Source organism: Arthrobacter crusticola, from assembly GCF_004357995.1.
GTDB lineage: Bacteria > Actinomycetota > Actinomycetes > Actinomycetales > Micrococcaceae > Arthrobacter_D > Arthrobacter_D crusticola.
Genome location: NZ_SMTK01000004.1, coordinates 21,672 through 40,662, shown reverse-complemented (window position 1 = coordinate 40,662; position 18,991 = coordinate 21,672). Strand labels below are relative to the sequence as shown.

At 67.1% G+C, this 18,991-nt stretch carries 19 protein-coding genes; 10 read left to right on the top strand and 9 right to left on the bottom strand.

The features are described from left to right. The first annotated feature begins 54 nt into the window (after positions 1–54). Entirely contained in the window at positions 55–987 is a 933-nt protein-coding gene (locus E2F48_RS11865) for a MurR/RpiR family transcriptional regulator (protein ID WP_133404206.1), read from the top strand. Here E2F48_RS11865 and E2F48_RS11860 read toward each other — a convergent pair. The 5 genes from E2F48_RS11860 to eat all read right to left on the bottom strand — a co-directional run bounded on the left by E2F48_RS11860 (position 974) and on the right by eat (position 6,770). After that, on the bottom strand, positions 974–1,756 hold the full coding sequence (locus E2F48_RS11860) for a 3-oxoacyl-ACP reductase (RefSeq protein WP_133404205.1): 783 nt from the start codon (positions 1,754–1,756) through the stop codon (positions 974–976). The genes E2F48_RS11865 and E2F48_RS11860 overlap by 14 nt on opposite strands. 32 nt (positions 1,757–1,788) lie before the next feature. After that, positions 1,789–3,156 carry an aldehyde dehydrogenase family protein gene (locus E2F48_RS11855; protein WP_133404204.1) on the bottom strand — a complete coding sequence of 456 codons (1,368 nt, stop codon included), beginning with the start codon at positions 3,154–3,156 and terminating at the stop codon, positions 1,789–1,791. Further along, on the bottom strand, positions 3,137–3,895 hold the full coding sequence (locus E2F48_RS11850) for a gamma-glutamyl-gamma-aminobutyrate hydrolase family protein (RefSeq protein WP_133404203.1): 759 nt from the start codon (positions 3,893–3,895) through the stop codon (positions 3,137–3,139). The genes E2F48_RS11855 and E2F48_RS11850 overlap by 20 nt, the downstream gene beginning before the upstream one ends. Further along, positions 3,876–5,252 carry a glutamine synthetase family protein gene (locus E2F48_RS11845; RefSeq protein ID WP_133404202.1) on the bottom strand — a complete coding sequence of 459 codons (1,377 nt, stop codon included), beginning with the start codon at positions 5,250–5,252 and terminating at the stop codon, positions 3,876–3,878. Before E2F48_RS11845 ends, E2F48_RS11850 begins: the two co-directional genes overlap by 20 nt. 87 nt (positions 5,253–5,339) lie before the next feature. Then, on the bottom strand, positions 5,340–6,770 hold the full coding sequence (eat, locus tag E2F48_RS11840; RefSeq protein ID WP_133404201.1) for an ethanolamine permease: 1,431 nt from the start codon (positions 6,768–6,770) through the stop codon (positions 5,340–5,342). 210 nt (positions 6,771–6,980) lie between these two features. On the opposite strand from eat, the gene E2F48_RS11835 reads away from it, so the two are divergent. Both E2F48_RS11835 and E2F48_RS11830 read left to right on the top strand, forming a co-directional pair. Continuing rightward, on the top strand, positions 6,981–7,730 hold the full coding sequence (locus E2F48_RS11835; protein ID WP_133404200.1) for a FadR/GntR family transcriptional regulator: 750 nt from the start codon (positions 6,981–6,983) through the stop codon (positions 7,728–7,730). A 175-nt stretch (positions 7,731–7,905) separates the two neighbouring features. After that, complete coding sequence (locus tag E2F48_RS11830) at positions 7,906–8,352, top strand: VOC family protein (protein ID WP_133404199.1); 447 nt, start codon at positions 7,906–7,908, stop codon at positions 8,350–8,352. A gap of 293 nt (positions 8,353–8,645) precedes the next feature. On the opposite strand, the gene E2F48_RS11825 is transcribed toward E2F48_RS11830, so the two are convergent. After that, a complete protein-coding gene (locus E2F48_RS11825; RefSeq protein ID WP_133404198.1) occupies positions 8,646–8,927 on the bottom strand; it encodes a putative antibiotic biosynthesis monooxygenase in 282 nt (93 codons plus the stop codon). Positions 8,928–9,250: 323 nt separating this feature from the next. Continuing rightward, positions 9,251–9,853: a TetR/AcrR family transcriptional regulator gene (locus E2F48_RS11820; RefSeq protein WP_133404197.1), complete on the bottom strand. Its 603-nt coding sequence runs from the start codon at positions 9,851–9,853 to the stop codon at positions 9,251–9,253. Between the two features lie 284 nt (positions 9,854–10,137). Here E2F48_RS11820 and E2F48_RS11815 point away from each other — a divergent pair, with 284 nt between their 5' ends. Both E2F48_RS11815 and E2F48_RS11810 read left to right on the top strand, forming a co-directional pair. Beyond that, positions 10,138–10,587 (top strand): VOC family protein, encoded by a 450-nt coding sequence (locus tag E2F48_RS11815; protein WP_133404196.1) that lies wholly within the window; start codon positions 10,138–10,140, stop codon positions 10,585–10,587. A gap of 174 nt (positions 10,588–10,761) precedes the next feature. Continuing rightward, positions 10,762–11,841 (top strand): alpha/beta fold hydrolase, encoded by a 1,080-nt coding sequence (locus E2F48_RS11810; protein ID WP_133404195.1) that lies wholly within the window; start codon positions 10,762–10,764, stop codon positions 11,839–11,841. Between the two features lie 96 nt (positions 11,842–11,937). On the opposite strand, the gene E2F48_RS11805 is transcribed toward E2F48_RS11810, so the two are convergent. Continuing rightward, the gene (locus E2F48_RS11805) at positions 11,938–12,798 is read right to left on the bottom strand and encodes an alpha/beta fold hydrolase (RefSeq protein ID WP_133404194.1); all 861 of its coding nucleotides are present in this window, start codon (positions 12,796–12,798) and stop codon (positions 11,938–11,940) included. A gap of 131 nt (positions 12,799–12,929) precedes the next feature. Here E2F48_RS11805 and E2F48_RS11800 point away from each other — a divergent pair, with 131 nt between their 5' ends. The 4 genes from E2F48_RS11800 to E2F48_RS11785 all read left to right on the top strand — a co-directional run bounded on the left by E2F48_RS11800 (position 12,930) and on the right by E2F48_RS11785 (position 17,602). Further along, entirely contained in the window at positions 12,930–13,499 is a 570-nt protein-coding gene (locus E2F48_RS11800) for a TetR/AcrR family transcriptional regulator (RefSeq protein ID WP_133404193.1), read from the top strand. Between the two features lie 113 nt (positions 13,500–13,612). After that, on the top strand, positions 13,613–14,470 hold the full coding sequence (locus E2F48_RS11795; protein WP_133404192.1) for an ABC transporter ATP-binding protein: 858 nt from the start codon (positions 13,613–13,615) through the stop codon (positions 14,468–14,470). Continuing rightward, entirely contained in the window at positions 14,467–15,441 is a 975-nt protein-coding gene (locus E2F48_RS11790; protein ID WP_133404191.1) for an iron-siderophore ABC transporter substrate-binding protein, read from the top strand. Before E2F48_RS11795 ends, E2F48_RS11790 begins: the two co-directional genes overlap by 4 nt. A 13-nt stretch (positions 15,442–15,454) precedes the next feature. After that, the gene (locus tag E2F48_RS11785; RefSeq protein ID WP_133404190.1) at positions 15,455–17,602 is read left to right on the top strand and encodes an iron ABC transporter permease; all 2,148 of its coding nucleotides are present in this window, start codon (positions 15,455–15,457) and stop codon (positions 17,600–17,602) included. Positions 17,603–17,662: 60 nt separating this feature from the next. On the opposite strand, the gene E2F48_RS11780 is transcribed toward E2F48_RS11785, so the two are convergent. Further along, a complete protein-coding gene (locus E2F48_RS11780; RefSeq protein WP_133404189.1) occupies positions 17,663–18,004 on the bottom strand; it encodes a DUF6968 family protein in 342 nt (113 codons plus the stop codon). A 211-nt stretch (positions 18,005–18,215) separates the two neighbouring features. Between E2F48_RS11780 and E2F48_RS11775 the strand changes: the two genes are divergently transcribed. Continuing rightward, a complete protein-coding gene (locus tag E2F48_RS11775) occupies positions 18,216–18,809 on the top strand; it encodes an LURP-one-related family protein (protein WP_133404188.1) in 594 nt (197 codons plus the stop codon). Positions 18,810–18,991: the final 182 nt, after the last annotated feature.

Genomic DNA, 18,991 nt, shown 5'->3' with positions numbered 1-18,991 from the left:
TCCAGTCCGGGCGGCGGGCCGGTGCGGAAACGGATGCATTCACGGAGGTAGGGCATGTCCGAGCAGGAAGCTCCAGCGGGTCTTCCCGTGTTTGAAAGCATTCGACGCCAGCTGTCCGAGATGTCGGCCGCCGAGCGCAAGGTGGCGCGCACCCTGCTCGGCGGGCCGGCGGCGACGGGGCTTGCATCCTCGACCAAGCTGGCGCGCCTTGCGCAGGTCAGCGGGCCGACGGTGATCCGGTTCGTGAACCACCTCGGCTACGCCACCTATGCGGACTTTCAGGACGCGGTGAAGGTCGAGGTGGTCGCCCGGGTGACGACGCCGGTGGAACTGTACCCCGAGGCGCAGAGTGCCGGGGGCGGTGCGCTCGAGGACTTCTCCGCCACCCTGGGTTCGGCGATTTCGGACACCCTGAACCGCCTCTCACCGGAGGACCTCGCGGCGGCGGCGGAACTCCTTGCCGATCCGCGGCGGAAGGTGCTCGTCTTCGGGGGGTGGTTCAGTTCGTCCCTGGCCCGGCACCTCGCCGCCATGCTCCAGGAACTGCGGCCGGGCGTGGAATTTGTCGACGAGGCGCGCACCCGGCGGGTGGCGGCCCTGTGCGATGCCGACAAGCGCACGACCGCCATCGCCTTCGACTTCCGGCGCTACGAGGCCGAAACCGAGAAGCTCGGACGGGCGCTCGTCGACCAGGGTGCGAAACTCATCCTCTTCACCGACCCCTGGTTGTCCCCCCTGGCGGAGGTGGCGAGCGCGGTGCTGCCCGCTTCGGTGGGAACACCACGGCCTTTTGAGTCGTACGTGTCGAGCATGGCCGTGGTGGAGGCCCTTACGGCGCGGGTTGTAGAGCTGACCTCGGCAGCCTCCCGGGCCCGGTTCGAACGCTACGGATCGTTCGTCGACACGCTGGTTCCGCGCTGGGAGTACCGGCGGGGGATCGACGGTTCGGAGCCCGCCGCGGGATCCTCAGCGGTCACTCCGGAGTGACGTATGCTCCGGAAATCCCGCCGTCGACCAGGAACGTCGAGGCGGTGATGAAGGAGGCATCGTCGCTGGCCAGGAAAGCCACGGCGGCGGCCAGTTCCTCCGGTTCCGCGAAGCGGCCCACCGGAACGTGGATGAGGCGCCGGGCGGCCTTCTCGGGGTCCTTGGCGAAAAGCTCCTTCAGCAGGGGGGTGTTGACCGGGCCGGGGCAGAGCGCATTGACCCGGATCCCCTGCCGGGCAAACTCGACACCGAGTTCACGGCTCATGGCCAGGACTCCGCCTTTGGAGGCGCTGTAGGAGATCTGGGAAGTCGCCGCTCCCAGAACAGCGACGAACGACGCCGTATTGATGATTGAGCCTTTGCCCTGGGCCTGCATATAGGGGAGGGCGTACTTGCAGCAGTAGAACACCGAGGTGAGGTTGACCTCCTGCACCCTGCGCCACGCTGCAATGCCGGTCTCCAAGATCGAGCCGTCCGCCGCAGGGGAGATGCCTGCGTTGTTGAAGGAGATATCCACACGGCCGTAGGTTTCATTCGTCGCGGCGTAGAGGTGTCGAACCTCCTCCTCGCTCGTCACGTCGACCTTCACGAAGAGCCCGCCGACTTCCTCGGCGGCGCGCAGGCCCGCCGTGGGGTCGACGTCGGCGATGACGACGCGGGCTCCTTCCGCGGCGAACCTGCGGGCGGTCGCCAGGCCGATGCCGCTGGCCCCGCCGGTGATAACGGCGCTGCGGCCTTCGAGGCGGTTCGAGATGATCTGCTGGGTCATTCGACATTCCTTATGCTGAGGTTGGGCCGGCGTTACGGCTGGGTGGCTAGAAAAACGTTCTTGGTTTCGGTGAAGGAATCGAGGGCGTCGGGCCCGAGTTCGCGGCCCAGCCCCGACTGCTTGAAACCTCCAAAGGGCGTGGAGTACCGGACCGACGAGTGGGAGTTGACCGACAGGTTCCCCGACTCGAGGCCGCGCGCCATGCGCAGCGCGCGCCCCACATCCCTGGTCCAGATCGACCCGGAGAGCCCATAGATCGAATCGTTGGCCAGCTGGAGCGCGTCGGCTTCATCGCGGAAGGGAACCACAGCAACGACCGGCCCGAAGATTTCCTCACGCATCACCCGATCATCAGGAGAGGGAGTTAGTACCGTCGGCGGGAACCAGAACCCCTTGCCGCCAGGCGCCAGCCCTTGGAAGGCGATCGGGGTGCCGGAGGGCACGAAATTGGAGACCGTTTCGCGCTGGGCGGCGGAGATCAGTGGACCCATGAAGGAGGCCTCGTCCTGCGGGTCGCCGACCTTCAGGGCCTTCACCACGGGTTCGAGCAGCTCCAAAAATTTTTCGTACACGCTGTGCTCGACCAGGATCCGGGAGCGCGCGCAGCAGTCCTGGCCGGCGTTGTCGAAGGCCGCTCCGGGAGCCGCGGCAGCGGCTGCCTCGAGATCGGCGTCAGCGAAGATGACATTGGCGCTCTTGCCGCCAAGTTCCAGGGTGACGGGTTTGACCTGGTCGGCGCAGCCGGCCATGATCCGCTTTCCCACCGCAGTGGAGCCGGTGAAGACCACCTTCCGCACGGACGGATGGGTGACGAACCGCTCGCCCACCACCGAGCCCTTGCCCGGAATGATCTGCAGTACTCCCTCGGGCAGGCCCGCTTCCCGGGCCAGCTGCCCGATCCGCAGCGCGGTAAGCGGGGTCAGCTCGGCAGGTTTCAGGACGACCGTATTGCCGGCCGCTAGTGCGGGGGCGAATCCCCACCCGGCGATGGGCATGGGGAAGTTCCACGGCACGATGACCCCTACGACGCCGAGGGGTTCATGAAAGGTGATGTTGACCCCTCCAGCAACGGGAATCTGCTGGCCGAGGTGGCGTTCCGGTGCGCCGGAGTAATAGGCAAGGACATCCCTGACGTTCCCGGCCTCCCAGCGGGCATTGCTGATGGTGTGGCCCGCGTTGCGCACCTCCAGCCGGGCGAGGTTCTCCAGATCGGCGTCGACCGCCGCGGCGAAACGGCGCAGGAGCAGAGCCCGGTCCGCCGGCGCGACGTGGCGCCACGTCTCAAAGGCCCGCGCGGCTTTGTCGATGGCCCGGTCGGTGTCTTCACGGCTGGCCAGGGCGACGGTTTCAATAACCTCCTCGGTGGCCGGATTCAGGACGTCAAACGTGCTGGCCGACATGGATGCCCTCCGTTCGTGTCCTGCGGTAGGTGCGCGCGGCGTCGATGAATCCTTCGAACAGCCGCAGGTCGTCGGGGTTCTGTTCCGGGTGGAACTGGACGCCGAGAACCCATCCGCCAGAGGTCGTCTCGACGGCTTCGATGGTGCCGTCGGCTGCTGACGCGGTGACTCGGAGGCCCGCGGCGACCTGATCGAGGGCCTGATGGTGGTAGCAGGGAGCCGAGGCCCGCGGTCCCAGGAGGTCCTCGCTGAGGCTTCCGGGTACGGTGGCGAATTCAACCTCGCCGAACATTCCGGGCGCCGGTTGGTATTGGGCGTCCGGGTTCACGTCTGGGATGTGTTGGATGAGCGTTCCGCCGAGCGCGACGTTGAGCACCTGGGCACCCCTGCAGATGGAGAACAGCGGCACTTCCGCGGCCAGGGCGGCACGAGTCAGGGCCAGGTCGTGGAGGTCCCGTGAAGGTTGGGCCCGGGTCTGCACGTGCGGCTCGGCACCGTAGTGCTCCGGGCCAACATCGGTCCCGCCCGAGATGATCAGACCATCGAGCAGATCAACGATCGATGGATCGGTACCGACGGGCGGCAGGAGGACTGGCGTGCCGCCTGCGGCCACCACCGCTTGGACATAGGTTCCCGGGAGGAGCACGGCGTCGGTCTTCCACACTCCCCACTCGGCTTCCTGGTAGTAGGTCGTCAGCCCGATGCGCGGCCGGGGCGCTTCAGAGGCGTTCGAAGACACGCTTGCGCTCCCAGTCGGTGACGGCACTGTCGTAGGCCTTGAGTTCGACATCGGCGGCGTGCAGGTAGTGCTCCACCACCTCGTCGCCGAAGGATTTGCGGGCGATCTCGCTGGCGGCCAGCAGGGCGCGGGAGTCCCGCAGGGTTGTGGGGATCCGGTCGGCGCCCGACTGGTAGGCGTTCCCCTTGGTGATGGGTTCGAGCGGGAGTTTGTTTTCGATGCCGTGGATTGCCGCCGCGATGAGCGAGGCGGCGGCGAGGTAGGGGTTGACGTCTCCTCCGCCGACGCGGTTCTCCACCCGGAGGCCCCGTCCATGCCCGACCACGCGCAGGGCGCAGCTGCGGTTGTCCAGGCCCCACGCGATGGCGGTGGGAGCGAAACTGCCCTCGACGAACCGCTTGTAGGAGTTGATGTTGGGGGCCAGGAAGTAGGCCATTTCCTTCATCGCGGCCAGCTGGCCCGCGACGAAATGCTCCATGACCGGGCTGAAGCCGTGCTCGCCGTCCCCGGGCAGAACGGGGTTCCCGTCCAGGTCGGTGAGGCTGAAGTGGATGTGGCAGGAGCTGCCTTCGCGTTCGTTGTACTTAGCCATGAACGTGATGCTTTTGCCCTGTTGGGCGGCGATTTCTTTGGCCCCGTGCTTGTAGAAGGCGTGGTTGTCGCAGGCGGTCAGGGCCTCCCGGTACCGGAAGGTGATCTCCTGCTGTCCGAAATTGCACTCGCCCTTGGACGACTCCACGATCAGGCCGGCCTTCTCCATTCCGGTCCGGATGCTGCGGATCACCGGCTCGAGTCTTGCTGTGGCAAGGAGCGAATAGTCAACGTTGTAGCGGGAGGCGGGGGTCAGCCCGTCGTACTTCTTGTTCCATGCCTCCTCGTATGTGTCATCGAACATGATGAACTCGAGTTCGGTGCCGATGTGGGCACGGTAGCCCAGGGCTTCAAGCCGTTCGATCTGGGCCCGGAGAATCTGCCGGGGGGACTGGCTCACAGGGCGGTCATCGAGCCAGAGGATGTCGCACTGCACCATCGCCGTTCCCGGCAGCCAGGGGACGAGCCGCAGCGTCGCGACATCCGGCCTCAGGACCATGTCCCCGTAACCGTTCTCCCAGGATGACATCGCGTACCCGTCGATTGTGTTCATCTCCACGTCCACGGACAGGAGGTAGTTGCAGCCTTCCGCGCCGTGACCCAGCACATCCTCAAGGAAGGACCGTGCCCCGCAGCGCTTGCCCTGGAGCCGGCCCAGGGAATCCGTAATGGCGACCACCACGGTGTCGATCTCACCCGCAGTCACCTTCTCCCTCAACTCTTCGACGCTCAACGCTGCCTTGGAATTTGCTGTTTCATTAGTCATTGGATATCCGTCGCTTCGGTCCTGGTTCATGGATTGGTCGGAGCCCGCCGACAGGCGCGGCGCTTCGGGCTTTGGTTCGTCAGTGCTTCACTTCTTCAGTTCTGCTTCGGCAGCGGCGAGCCGCGCGAACTCCTCCTCCGGCGCGCCGGTGACGATGCGGTGACGGCTGTAGAACCAGTAATAGAGGAGCGCGGCGCCGAAGATTCCCGCCGTGATCGAAGCTGCAAGGACATCGACTACGAAGGTCGCGATGACGGCGACGGCGGCCAGGGCGAGCGCAACGGAGGTTGTCAGGACGCCGCCCGGTGTCCGATACCCCCGGGGAAGATCCGGTTCCTTCTTGCGCAGCACGATGTGCGAAAGGTTGAGCAGGACGTAGGAGACGGTGGCGCCGAAGACGGCGATATTGATGAGAAGCCCACCGTTGCCGGTAGCAGCGGCCAGAATGAATCCGATGGTGCCGGGGACGATCAGTGACCAGTAGGGAGTGCGCCGCTTGCCCGTCAGCGACAGCCACCGGGGAAGGTATCCGGCCCGTGAGAGTGCAAACAACTGCCGCGAGTACGCGTAGATGATCGAGAAGAAGCTGGCGATCAATCCTGCCAGACCCGCGTAGTTGACGAATTCGGCGAGGATTGAATTGCCGCCGTAGGCGAGGCGCAGGGCTTCTGGAAGGGGGTTGTCGGAGGTGCTCATGGCCTCCGACCCGGCGGCGCCCGGAACCAGGACGAGCATCAGGGCTCCGAAGACCACCAGGATCAGCATTGCGGCGATGATGCCGCGCGGCATGTCCCTCTTCGGGTCCGCGGTCTCCTCGGCGGCGAGTGGAACGCCTTCGATGGCGAGGAAGAACCAGATCCCGTAGACGAGGGCGGCGACGACACCGCTGATGCCCATCGGCAGGAATGCACTGGAAGCCGGTGATCCGTCGGGAACGATATCGAAGAGGTTCCCAACACTGAAGTGGGGAATGAGGCCGATGACGACCGCGACCAGCGCCACAACGGCGATTGCGGTGATTCCGAAGATTAGACGGAGGGCTTCTCCCACGCCGCGTAGGTGGATTCCCACGAAGATGGCGTACGCCACCAGGTACACAGGCCAGGAGTTTGTCAGCCCGAAGAGCCCGAGGGCCTCAACATAACCGCCGATGAAGATCGCAATGGCGGCCGGCGCCACGGCGTACTCGATGAGTACGGCCATCCCGGTTGCGAACCCTCCCAGCGGGCCCAGCGCCCGCCGGGCGAATCCATATCCGGCGCCGGCTGCCGGCAGGGTGGAGGACAGCTCGGCCAGACCGAACACCATGCACGTATACATGATGCCCATCAGCACGAACGCAATCAGGAGTCCGCCCCAGCCGCCTTCCGCCAGGCCGAGGTTCCATCCTGCGAAGTCACCGGAGATGACGTAGGCCACTCCGAGGCCGGCCAGCAGGATCCACCCGGCGGCACCGCGTTTAAGCTGACGCTGCTGGAGGTACTTCTGGTCCGCGTCCTGCCGATCCGAAGTTGACATGGCATTCCCTTCACCCAAGGGCTCAATGGTCTGTTAATAGTCCATAAATTTTGGTCCCAGTGTGAGGTAGATCACGGGATGCGTCAATAGCTCATCAGGAACGCCTGCGGACTGTGGATGACAAACCCGTCTTCCGGTGGCGCAACGGTGCAGAATTGACCTACTGCTGATCTGGGTTAGGTCTGATTTCGGACCGGAAGGGATGGTGGCATGGGAGCTGAACTTTCCGAAGGCGCCGCCCGGTTCCTTCGCCCGGTCAGGCATGGGAACGCGTTCGAGGAAACGATCGAACGGCTCCTGCAGAACATCAAGCTGGGGGTGCTCGCGGCGGGGGATAAGCTGCCTCCCGAGCGGGAACTTGCCGATCTGTTGGGCGTATCGCGCGCCACCCTGCGGGAGGCCCTGGCCGAGCTCCAAAAGGCCGGATATGTCGAGGTTCAGCGAGGCCGTTACGGCGGCACCTACGTTTCGCAGGGTCGGCCGCCGGAGTCGGGAAAGCTCCCGGATCCCGGTCCTGACGAGGTGGAAGACGTCCTGATTTTCCGCGGCGTGCTCGAGCCGGCGGCGGCGTCCCTGGCCGCGAAGGCGAGGCTGTCCCCCTCCCAGCGCAGGCACCTGCTCGATACGCTGGCGGAGGTGGCGGGAGCGCCCGCCGATGCGTACCGGCGCAAGGACGCTCGGTTCCACGTGGCCATTGCGGAGATCAGCGGCTCACCGAGTCTGGTCGCTGCGGTGGCTGATGCCCGTGCGCGGGTCAGCGACCTGCTGGACCGCATCCCTCTGCTGGAGCCAAACCTTGAGCACTCCAACCGGCAGCACCAGAAGATTGTGGAGGCCATCCTGCGCGGTGACCACGAGGAAGCATTCCGGGCCTCCGAGGATCACCTGCAGGGGACGGCTTCGCTGCTTCACGGTTTTCTGGGTACTTCCCGCGCCGATGGGGAATCCCCTGGGGCCTGATGCTTACGCCCCGGCGGACGGGGAATTATCTTCGGGTTCCACCGGTTGATACCGGCACGGGATCAACCAGTCCTAATGTAGGAGTATCGGAAACGTTCTGACGGTACTCTTCCGGCCGATGCCGATCAGCCTCAACGCACCCTCCCATTCACCGAATCCAGCAAGGAACTGACTCATGGATTACAAGCTCGAACTCATCATTCTTCCCGTCGCCGATGTGGACCGCGCCAAGGCGTTCTACGACAAGCTCGACTGGAGGCTCGACATCGAGACCGAGAGCAAGGACGGCATCCGGGCCGTGCACTACACCCCGACCGGATCCCACGCCTCCATCATCATCAGCAACGGCCTCACCGACGCCGCCCCCGGCTCCACCCGCGGCACCTACCTGATCGTTGACGACGTCGAGGCGGCCCGCGCCGACATCGCCTCCCGCGGCATCGAGATCACCGAAGTCTTCCACGAGGCGGACGGCGGCATCCCCACCCCCAACACCGAGGGACGCATCCCGGGCCTTGCCCCCGAGCGCGCCAGCTACTTCTCCTTCGCCATCTTCAGCGATCCCGACGGCAACGAGTTCATCCTCCAGGAAATCACCACCCGCCTCCCCGGCCGCGTCTAACGCTCCCTTCGCCCGGGGCCGGGACCGCTTCCGCGGCCCCGGTCCCGGCACCGGCGCCGCAGATCCAAACCCGGTGAAGCCCGTCACCATCCCGGTGATGGGCTTCATTGGTTCGCGTCGAATGTCGCCTCCACCCGGGCCCTGCATGCCGTACCGGAACCTGCCCGGTGTAGCTGCCCTCAGGGACCTGTCCGGGAAAAGCGGAAGGGACCCGTGCGAGGTGCACGGGTCCCTTCCGAGGTGAACCAGCCGGGGCGGGTGTCGGGGTTGGCGTCAGTTGCCCGTGGCAGGACTCAACGGGTCGCCTTGCGGTTCAGGAGGCGGGTCAGGAGGCGGGCGCGGAGGCGCAGCAGCCGGGGCACGAGGCCGTAGATGACGATGGGAACGGCAACCGTGGCGAGAACCAGGGTGCGCAGGACGGGGTGCAGCAGGTCAAGCCACGGGCCGAAGGCAAGGTTGATGATGGTCAGCGTCGGGAACACCGACAACCAAATGACAATTGCCATCTGGTGGGTGTTCGGCGGCGCGGGGCGGCGCGGGGTGCTTGTGGAGGTCGGGGCGGTGGAGGTGGACATGACTTCTCCTAGGGGGTGCTTTTCGGTGCTGAAGAATTGGAGGGGAACCGGCCCGCGGATACCGTCTGAGGCACAGTGGGGGCTGGAGGGGCGGTGTGTTGCTGGTACGACCGCCCGGGAGAAGCTCTGCGGTGCGCTGCCACCGCCGCGACTCTTCGTTGGTCAGTTGCCGGTTCAACGCGGGGAGCAGCCGCGGTATTCCAGGCGAGGGTGGAGATTACGACCCCGGCCACTGCCCGGGGAGGCGGACGTAATCCAGCTGCGCTTTCACCGACCGTTCCGCTGCGGGGGCCCCATCTGACACCGCCCGGGCCGTGCCGGGGTCAGGGGTGCAGCACGACGGCCAGCTGCCGTCGAATGTCCTCCAGGATTTCCTCGGCGTTGAGCGGGGCGTTGACGTTGATCGACATGCTGAAAAAGATTACGGAGGACACGAGCCTCGCCACGGTAGGGGCACCGCGCTCCCCGAACCGTCCGTCCCGCCGAACCACGTCGGCGATGATCTCCTCGGTCTCCACGACGATACTCATAGCCTCGCCGTGATGAGGCTCGTCCGGATCGCCGAAGACGATCTCGCGCAGGTACGTGCGGCCGTTTTCGACCTGCATGCGGTTGCACTCCACGATCGGGCGCACAACCGCCAGGACCGCTTCCAGGACGTTCGGAGCCGCCGCGGCATCCGCCCGGCCCCGCTTCAGCGCTGCCTCATAGCGGGCGTTCTGCACCATCAGCAGGAGTTCGCCCTTGGTCCTGGCATAGAGAAAGAGGGTCCCCGTGCCGATGTCGGCCTTCTCGGCAATCTGCTGGGTCGTGACCTCGTCGACCCCGTGCTCGGCAAACAGTTCCGTAGCGGCCGCCGTGATGCGGTCCAGCTTCTCCTGCTTGTTCCGCTCACGCCGGCCAAGCGGTCGAGAGGCGAGAGCCATCGCGCATCCTCCAGGAATAGTTTCTGAGTACGCTCGGTTATGAGCTTAGTCGCAATCGTGTGGACTGCAAGCACCCAGGCTCATTGTCCCACTTCCGGAGTTTTTCCCTGGGGATAGAGTCAGGGAATAGTTTCTGAGCATGCTCGGTTATGAGTGCAGTCGCAATTAAGTGGCCCGCAAGAACAAGTCCCAACCAGGAGCGCGGCAACTCCTGGCGTCCCCTCCCGCCGATTGCCATCGGACCTGACGCACCACCCCAACAAATCACGTAAGGAAGTTTTCCCATGGTCGATTACAAGCTTGAACTCATCATCCTGCCGGTCTCCGATGTGGCGGCCGCCAAGGCGTTCTACGACAAGCTGGACTGGCGCCTTGACGTCGACATCCAGGGTGAGGGTGGCTTCCGCGCCGTGCACTACACCCCGACCGGATCCCACGCCTCCATCATCATCAGCAACGGCCTCACCGACGCCGCCCCCGGCTCCACCCGGGGCACCTACCTGGTCGTTGACGACATCGAGGTTGCCCGCGCCGACATCGCCTCCCGCGGTATCGAGATCACCGAAGTCTTCCACGAGGCCCAGGGTGGGATCCCCAGCGTCAACAAGGAAGGGCGCACCCCGGGCCTGGCCCCCGAGCGCGCCAGCTACTTCTCCTTCGCGATCTTCAGCGACCCCGAGGGCAACGAGTTCATCCTCCAGGAAATCACCACCCGCCTCCCCGGCCGCGTCTAACGCTCCCTTGAACCGGGGCCGGGACCGCTTCCGCGGCTCCGGTCCCGGCACCGGCCGCCGCAGACCCAGACCCAGAACCGGGTCCGCGCAGCCACGCACAAATCTGCCGCCCGGGAGCGGACCTTCCACAGCGGCAACCATTACGCACCTCGGTGAATTATGAAAGGGGCCTCAATGCCCAACCCTCCTTCCGATCCAGATCAGACAACTCCCAGCACGACGTCGACACGTTCGACCGGACGCCTGCGGCGCCGGTGGGCCGGTGCCGCGGCCGCCGTCGCCGCCGCGTTCGTGGTCGGCACCGTTTCCGCCGGCGCCTCCGAACCCAAAGCGGCGCCGGAAAGCTGGGTGACCAAGGGTCAGGAACTGCCGGCAGGCTTCAACGACACCTTTGAGAGCAGGTTCGTGGAGGCCAACGGCATCCGCCAGCACGCTGTCATCGGAGGTGAAGGTCCGGCGGTGCTGCTGATCCACGGCTGGCCCGAGGACTCCTACGCCTGGCGTTCGGTGATGCAGCCTCTGGCGGAAGACCACACCGTGATCGCCGTGGACCAGCGGGGCATCGGCCTGACCGAGAAGCCCGCCGACGGCTACGACACCGCCACCCTGGCCGACGACCTGGCTGCCCTGATGACCGAACTCGGCCATGAGAAGTTCTCCGTGGTCGGCCACGACACCGGCTACTTCATCGGCTACGCCCTGGCCGCGGACCACCGTGACCGGGTCGACCGCTTCGCCGGCGTCGAAGTTCCGGGCCCTCCAGGGATCACCAAGGGCGGCCCGTCGCTGTTCTCCGATGAACCGACCAACAACCGGCTCTGGCACATCCCCTTCAACCGGGTCGACGATGAGCTGATCGTGAACCTGGTCCGCAACAGCGCCGAAGAGTTTTACCGCTACGAGTACAACGTCCAGGGCGGCGGGTACACCCCGCCCGAGCACGCGATCAAGTACTACGTAAAGCAGTACAACCGCGACAAGGACACCCTGCGGGCCAGCTTCGAGCTCTACCGTGAGTGGGATGCCCTGGTCGCCCAGAACGCCGAACGCGCCAAGACCCCGCTGACGATTCCCGTGATCGGCATCGGCGGGGAGAAGAGCTGGGGACCGGCCGCAGCGGACGGCATTAAGGCTGCCGCCCCCCAGGTCCAGACCGCCGTCATCCCCGGCGCCGGCCACTGGATCGCCGAGCAGGCCCCCGAGGAACTGGTCGAGGTGTTGGACACCTTCCTGGCCCCCACCCACGCCGGCTAGCCACCCGCCGGCCATACAACGAAGCCCATCACCGTTTCGGTGATGGGCTTCGTTGCTGTTAGTGCGGCGGCCTCCGGCATCGGAGGCTGGGGCGGTTTACCTGACGGAGACGGCGGCCTGCTCAATGAGTTCTGCCACGTCCTGGGGCGCCTCGAGCGTGGAGAGGTGGCCGGCGTCGACCTTCTCGATCACGCCGTGAGCTCGGTGGGCCATGGCCAGCTGGCCATCAACGGGGATGACCTTGTCCTCCGTGCCGACGAGGAAGTAGCTCGGGATGGTCTTCCAGGCGGGCTCGCCGGAGGGCTCCTGCAGGGCGCCGCCCGTGATCGGACGCTGCGAGGCCGCGGCCACCGCGGCATCTTCCTTCTTCAGGGAGGCGGTGAAGGCCTCAGCGAAGATCGACTTCTTCACGTAGAGATCCGGGTTGCCCTCGGGCAGGTTCGGGTCCTGCACAGCGTCGAAGATGTCGTGCGGGTCGCCGGCGAGTGCGGAGCCCGGCACGGCGGAGGCCAGGTCCACAATGGACTCACCCTTCTCCGGAGCGAACGCGTCGATGTAGGCCAGCGCCTTCACTGTGGGGGTCTGCGTGGCAGCGTTGGTGATCACGGCTCCGCCGTAGGAGTGCCCGACGAGGATCACGGGCCCGGTGGTGGCCTGATTGACGAACGCGGCAACCGATGCGGCGTCAGCTGCGACCCCACGAAGGTGGTTGGGGGCCGCGGCGACCGTGTAGCCGTCGCGCTGCAGTTCCGACGTCACCTTTGCGAAGCTCGACGAGTCGGTCCAGGCTCCGTGCACGAGCACGATGGTGGGCTTGGTGGACTGCGCTGAGACGGCGGCACTGAGGCTGCTCTCGGCAGGGCCGGAGGCGGACGCCGCGGCACCCGTCAGGGCCACAGCCGCCGCGCCGGCGGTAAGGAGGGCAAAGGCCTTGGAAGCATTGCGGAAAATCGTCATAACGCTGCTCTTTCTATTGGTAGAACGACCGTTCGTTCTAGGCGCAGAAAACCATCCAGGATCCGTGCTGTCAAGCCGTATTACGTAACATGGCGTAACAGAATGATCGTTCTTTCCAGTACACTGCCCCCATGTCTGTATCTTCCCGGACCAAGCCGCCCCGCGAGCACCTGCTGGAGGTCGTCAGCGGGCTCTTCTACCGTGAGGGCATCAACACCGTTGGCATCGACCGGATCGTGCGTGACGCCGGGGTCACCCGCGCGACGCTGTACCGCCACTACCCCGGCAAGGAAGCCCTTGTCGTCGCCTACCTCGAGCGGGCGGATGCGTCCATCCGAGGGGAACTGGAGCGTGGAGCGGCGCGGACGGTCTCCGCGGAGCACATGCTCGAAGCGGTGCTCGAAGGCATCGCCGACGAAGCGACCCGCTACCATACCCGGGGGTGCCCCTTCATCAACGCCGCGGCCGAGTTCCCGGACGCGGCAAGCCCCGTCCGTCAGGTCATCGCCGGACACCGGACGTGGTTCAAGGAATTCCTGATCCACTGCCTGGAGAATGCCGGCCGTGCCAACCCCGAGGAAACCGCCGATGCACTGGTGCTGCTGCGGGACGGCGTGCTCGTGGGCAGCTACCTCGACGACGCATCCAGGGCCCGCCTGGCCTTCCTTCGCGTCGCCCGCTCGATCGCCGGCCTGCGATAACCCGCCGCAATTGCGAGGCCAATGAAGCCCATCACCGTCCCATGGTGGGCTTTATGGGTGGAAGCGAATCGCCGGTTGGGGAAATTAGGTAAGCCTAAGCTAAGGTTCCCTGTGTGATCGAAGCAACTGAACTTTCGGGCCTGGAAGCCAGTGACCTTGTGCTGCGCTATGGGGACCGGGACGTGGTTCACGGCGCAGCGCTGACCCTTGAACCGGGTCGGATCCTTGCCCTCGTCGGACCCAACGGCAGCGGCAAGTCGACCCTGTTGCGGGCACTGGCGCGGTTGCACCCGGCGTCCTCGGGGGCGATCACCGTGACGCCCTCGGACGGCCCGGCGGCCGATGCGCTAATGATGAAGCGCAGCGACTTCGCCCGGCACGTGACGCTGCTGTCCCAGAGCCGTCCGGTACCCCACGGGCTGAGCGTCCGCGACGTCGTCGAGTTCGGGCGCCATCCGTACCGCGGCCGGTGGCGGGCCGCCGACCCCGAAGGAGCCTCGGCCGTGGAGCGCGCAATGGAACTCACCGGTATCACGGCCCTGGCCGGCCGGGGCGTGCACGAACTTTCCGGCGGGCAGCTGCAGCGTGTCTGGCTGGCGGGCTGTCTGGCCCAGGACACTTCGGTGCTGCTCCTCGACGAGCCGACCAACCACCTGGACCTACGCTACAAGGTGGAGATCTTCGATCTGCTCCATGACCTTGCCCGTGTGCACGGCGTGGCGATCGGGGTGGTGCTTCACGATCTGGACGAGGCGGCCGCAATCGCCGATCACGTCGTGGTGCTCTCCGACGGCCGCATCGCCGCCGCCGGGCCCGCCTCCGAGGCGCTCGACGCGGACCTGCTCAGCGACGTCTACTCAATTCCCATCGTTACCCACACCGACCCCCTGACCGGCCGGCTGCGAACGCGCGCCGTCGGACGGCACAGCGAGAGACGGAACTCCACAACGGAAAGGTCAATCGATCCATGAAGATCTCCAAGGCCCTGGCCGCCACGGCCGCCGCAGCGCTGCTGCTCACCGGCTGCGGCACGACCGAAGACGCCGCAGGTGCGGCCTCGAACGGCCCCGGAGGCGGCGAGCCCGTGACCGTGACGGACGCGCGCGGCATCGACGTTGAGCTCGACGCTCCGGCGATCCGGGTCGTCGGCACCGAATGGAACGTCGTCGAGAACCTTACGACCCTCGGCGTCATGCCCGTCGGCGCCGCCGACATCAAGGGGTACAAGGACTGGGTGCAGGCCGCCAAGCTCGACGACACCGCCACGGACATCGGCACCCGTGGCGAGCCCAGCCTGGACACTATCGCCTCGTTGGACCCGGACCTGATCGTCGCGACCACCGACCTGGCTGAAACCGTCATCACGCAGCTTGAGGATCTGGCTCCCGTCGTCGTCGTGAAATCGGCCGACGCCGGCCGGCAGATCGACCAGGCCAAGGACAACCTCAGGCTCGTCGCCGAAGCAACGGGCACCGAAGCCAAGGCCGAGGAGGCCATTGCCTCGTTCGACGCCGCGGTCGCCGAGGGCAAGGCCACCCTCGAGGAGGCAGGGCTGGGCGGATCCAAGGTCGCCTTCGCCGACGGCTGGGTTGCCGACGGAACGGTGTCAATCCGCCCGTTCGCCAAGGGCTCCCTGCTGACCGACATCAACACCGAACTCGGGCTGGCCACCCCGTGGACGCAGGAAGGCGACCCGGCCTACGGCCTGGCCTCCACCGACGTCGAGGGCCTCACCACCGTCGACGCCGACAGCTTCGTCTACATCACCAACAGCGCCGACGGCGACTTCGCCGACGAACTTGCCGACAACGCCGTGTGGAAGTCCCTGCCGTTCGTGAAGTCCGGTCAGGTGCACCGCCTCGACGACGGCATCTGGATGTTTGGCGGCCCGGCCTCGATGACCCAGTACGTCGAGGCCATCACCGCGGCCCTGACCAAGTAGCGCCAGGCGCGTCATGACCGAGACAGTGAAGAGGGCCGCCCCGGCCGCCCGGCCCACACCGGCGGAGCCGGTGGCCGTGGCGGGCACGCCCGCGCTCCCGCACCCCGTCCCCGGTACCCGGGGTCCGGTGGCGGTCGCTGCCGGCGTTGGGCTCGTGGTCCTGGTCCTCTTCGCCTTGATCCACCTCACCCAGGGCACCGCCGACGTCGGACCTGCCGACCTGATGGGACTTCTGGCCGGCAGCGGCTCCGACCAGGAGTCGGCGGTGCTGCTCGCCTCCCGCATCCCACGGCTGGCGGCCGGAGCCCTGGTCGGTGTGGCGCTGGGGGTCGCCGGAGCCGCGCTCCAGTCGGCCACCCGCAACGTCCTGGCCGCCCCGGACACCCTGGCGGTCAACGCGGGCGCCCACTTCGTCATCGTCGCCGTCGCGGCCTTTGGCATCACCCTTCCCGCCCTGCTCTCCGGTGGCCTCGCCTTCGTCGGCGGCCTCGCGGCCGCCCTGCTGGTCCTTTCCCTGTCCGGGGGCGGCGCCAACGGCAACGGCGGGCCGATCCGTCTGGTGCTTGCCGGCACCGCGTTGGCACTCGGGCTGCATTCGGCCACCAGTGCCCTCCTGCTGCTCTTCAGCCAGGAGACCACCGGCCTCTACGCCTGGGGCCAGGGCGGCCTCGCCCAGTCCCGGCCCGACGAACTGCTGCAGTTCACCCCGGTGGTCCTGGCTGCCGCCGCGGGGCTTCTGGTGCTGTCCCGCCGGCTGGATCTCCTCGGCCTGGGCGATGACGCCTCCCGGCTGACGGGGGCGGATCCGCGCCTGGCCCGCGTGGGCGCGGTCGTCCTTGCCGTCGTCCTCTCCGCGTCGGCGGTGGCCATCGCCGGTCCCGTCGGGTTCGTGGGGCTGTGCGCGCCGGCCATGGTGCGCCTGCTGGCCTCCCGCGTCCGCGGGCTGGGCCGGCACCGGGCGCTGCTCCCCGTGTCCGGACTGGCCGGCGCGGTGGTGATGATCGGGGCCGACGTGGTGGTGCGCGGTGTGTTCGGCGCCGAGGCGGGAGTGGAGGTGCCGACGGGTGCGGTCACCACAGTCTTCGGCGCGGTGTTCCTGGTGGTCCTGGCGCTGCGCATGTCCGATGCCGGCCTGAGCGCCGCCGGGGACGCGCTGGCCCGGCTGCGCTCCCGCAGGTTCTTCCTGGCCGTCCTGGCCGGCCTGGTGTTCCTGCTGGTCGGGCTGCTGGTGGCCGGAACGCTGCTCGGTGACGCGAAACTGCTGCTCGGCGACCTGGCCAACTGGCTCACCGGCCGGGCCGGCGAGCGCGTCAGTGCGGTGCTGGAAACCCGGGTGCCGCGCGTCGTGGCGGCTGTGCTCGCCGGCGCGGCACTGGCGACCGCCGGCGCCCTGATCCAGGCGGTCTCAAGGAATTCGCTGGCAGAGCCGGGCATCCTTGGCGTGTCCGGAGGCGGCGGGCTGGCCGCGATCCTCGTCATCACCACCGTCCCGCTGGCGGGATCATGGCTCATCACCGGGTCGGCGCTCCTGGGCTCGGCGGTCGCGGCGCTGCTGGTCTTCGGGCTGGCGTTCCGCGGCGGGCTGCAGCAGAACCGCCTGGTGCTGATCGGCGTCGGGGTCTCCGCCGGGCTCGCGGCGGCCATCACCGTCCTCCTGGTGGCCACCGACCCGTACAGCCAGACCAAGGCCCTCACCTGGCTCTCCGGTTCCACCTACGGCCGGACCTTTGCCTCGACCCTTCCGCCGCTGGCAGCGCTCGCGCTCACGCTTCCCGTGCTCACCGGCCTGCGACGCGGGCTTGACCTGATCGCCGTCGACGACGATTCCCCCCGGGTGCTGGGCGTCCGGCTGACCGCCTCGCGGCTGCTGGTGCTCTCCGCAGCGGTGCTGCTGACGGCCGGCGCGGTGTCCTCGGTGGGGGTGATCGCCTTCGTGGGACTGGTCGCACCGCATGCCGCGCGGAGCCTGGTAGGGGCGCGGCACGTGCGGGTGCTCCCCGTGGCGGCGCTCATCGGAGCCTGCACGGTGGTCCTGGCGGACGTGGTGGGCCGGACGGTCATCGCCCCGGCGCAGATCCCTGCGGGGATCATGACCGCGCTGGTGGGCGCCCCGTACTTCGTCTACCTGCTGTGGCGCTCGCGCGTGGACCGGACCGCCTAGGAGGCCGGACAGGCGGCGCGCCGTCCACCGCAGAGCCGAACTCCTCCGGAATGATTCCCGCTACAGGAGCAGCTCGGTGCCGTGCTCCGTGGTCCGGGGAAATCCGAGCTCCGATCCTCCGAGGAAGGTGAGCGGCTGTGCGGTCAGCGCCAGCCGGTTCCCTATCGAGACCGTGGCCAGCAGCAGTGACTGGACCGCATCGATGCCCAGCGCGTAGCCGTCGGGTTTCTCCACTCCCGGCCCCTCGATCCGGAAAGCGCAGTACCAGTCACCGGGGGCATCCGGCATCCGCCGGGGCGCACAGAGGCGCACGGTAACGCCGCCTCCGTCGGCCGTCCTCAGGGACCGCGACGCGATGACGCATGAGGGGTCGAAGGCGTAGGGGGATTCCGCATCAGTCATGAACCCAGTCCTATCAGCGTTCCGGCCCGAGGCCCCGCTCTGCCGCCGGCCGCTCCGAAAGATCAGCCGAAAGGGTGACGCCACCGGGCCGGAATCTCCCTCCTACTGCTGACGCGCCGGCATGCGGTCCCCACCTACGCTTCAGGGGTCAATCGAGAACCCCTCCCTCACCGCACCCGGTGTCGGAGCAATCCTGAGGAAAAGAAGAACAATGGAAACGCTGCAACGCATCGAACGCTTCACCCTGGTGCAGAAGCTCACCGTGCTGGTGAACCGTTACGAAATCCGTGCAATCGACGACGCCGGCGCACAGGGCGCCCTGCTCGCCGTCGCCCAGCAGAAGCGGGCGGCCTTTCGGGAGCAGGTCACCTTCTACGCGGACGAAGCGAGAACCACCGCTCTGTTCTCGTTTCGGGCACGGCAAAGCCTCGACGCCGGGGCCACCTACGACGTGCTCGACGCCGGCGGCAGGCCAATCGGCAGCTTTCGGAAAGACTTCGGCAAGTCCCTGCTCCGCTCCACCTGGCACCTGGACGCCGAAGGAGTGAAGGCCGTGGGCAGCGAACGCAGCGCCGGTGTGGCGGTGGCCAGACGGCTCTGGGACCTGACGCCGATCGCCGACTTCCTCCCGTCCCCGTTCGTGTTCCACTTCGACTTCCTGGACACGGCCGGACAGCCTGTCCTGACCTCGGAACGCCGCCGGTCACTGGGCGACAGCTACCTGGTCACCGTCCCCGGAGGGCAGGTTGATGGACGGGTCGCCGCCGCCATGGCCGTTGCCCTCGACGCACTGCAGGCCCGGTAGCCCCCGACGGCTGGGAACGCCCCTGCCACGGCGACAGCCGAGCCGGGGGCGTATTGCGGCGCCCGGGAATATAGTAGGTGGTCGGCAACTTATGTGGGTAGAAGAACGTCGTCCTTGGATCATCCCCAAGCATGGAGCTCCTCCCCGGCCGTTCAGGGCGCGGCATCCGGCGTCATTCAAAA

Excerpts from the sequence above, each read along its gene's own strand:
- E2F48_RS11855 (WP_133404204.1), bottom strand. The coding sequence starts at position 3,156 with ATGTCGGCCAGCACGTTTGACGTCCTGAATCCGGCCACCGAGGAGGTT.
- E2F48_RS11780 (WP_133404189.1), bottom strand. The coding sequence starts at position 18,004 with ATGACTGATGCGGAATCCCCCTACGCCTTCGACCCCTCATGCGTCATC.
- E2F48_RS11820 (WP_133404197.1), bottom strand. The coding sequence starts at position 9,853 with ATGGCTCTCGCCTCTCGACCGCTTGGCCGGCGTGAGCGGAACAAGCAG.
- eat (WP_133404201.1), bottom strand. The coding sequence starts at position 6,770 with ATGTCAACTTCGGATCGGCAGGACGCGGACCAGAAGTACCTCCAGCAG.
- E2F48_RS11865 (WP_133404206.1), top strand. The coding sequence starts at position 55 with ATGTCCGAGCAGGAAGCTCCAGCGGGTCTTCCCGTGTTTGAAAGCATT.
- E2F48_RS11830 (WP_133404199.1), top strand. The coding sequence starts at position 7,906 with ATGGATTACAAGCTCGAACTCATCATTCTTCCCGTCGCCGATGTGGAC.
- E2F48_RS11860 (WP_133404205.1), bottom strand. The coding sequence starts at position 1,756 with ATGACCCAGCAGATCATCTCGAACCGCCTCGAAGGCCGCAGCGCCGTT.
- E2F48_RS11845 (WP_133404202.1), bottom strand. The coding sequence starts at position 5,252 with ATGACTAATGAAACAGCAAATTCCAAGGCAGCGTTGAGCGTCGAAGAG.
- E2F48_RS11790 (WP_133404191.1), top strand. The coding sequence starts at position 14,467 with ATGAAGATCTCCAAGGCCCTGGCCGCCACGGCCGCCGCAGCGCTGCTG.
- E2F48_RS11800 (WP_133404193.1), top strand. The coding sequence starts at position 12,930 with ATGTCTGTATCTTCCCGGACCAAGCCGCCCCGCGAGCACCTGCTGGAG.
- E2F48_RS11815 (WP_133404196.1), top strand. The coding sequence starts at position 10,138 with ATGGTCGATTACAAGCTTGAACTCATCATCCTGCCGGTCTCCGATGTG.
- E2F48_RS11825 (WP_133404198.1), bottom strand. The coding sequence starts at position 8,927 with ATGTCCACCTCCACCGCCCCGACCTCCACAAGCACCCCGCGCCGCCCC.
- E2F48_RS11775 (WP_133404188.1), top strand. The coding sequence starts at position 18,216 with ATGGAAACGCTGCAACGCATCGAACGCTTCACCCTGGTGCAGAAGCTC.
- E2F48_RS11835 (WP_133404200.1), top strand. The coding sequence starts at position 6,981 with ATGGGAGCTGAACTTTCCGAAGGCGCCGCCCGGTTCCTTCGCCCGGTC.
- E2F48_RS11785 (WP_133404190.1), top strand. The coding sequence starts at position 15,455 with ATGACCGAGACAGTGAAGAGGGCCGCCCCGGCCGCCCGGCCCACACCG.
- E2F48_RS11810 (WP_133404195.1), top strand. The coding sequence starts at position 10,762 with ATGCCCAACCCTCCTTCCGATCCAGATCAGACAACTCCCAGCACGACG.
- E2F48_RS11805 (WP_133404194.1), bottom strand. The coding sequence starts at position 12,798 with ATGACGATTTTCCGCAATGCTTCCAAGGCCTTTGCCCTCCTTACCGCC.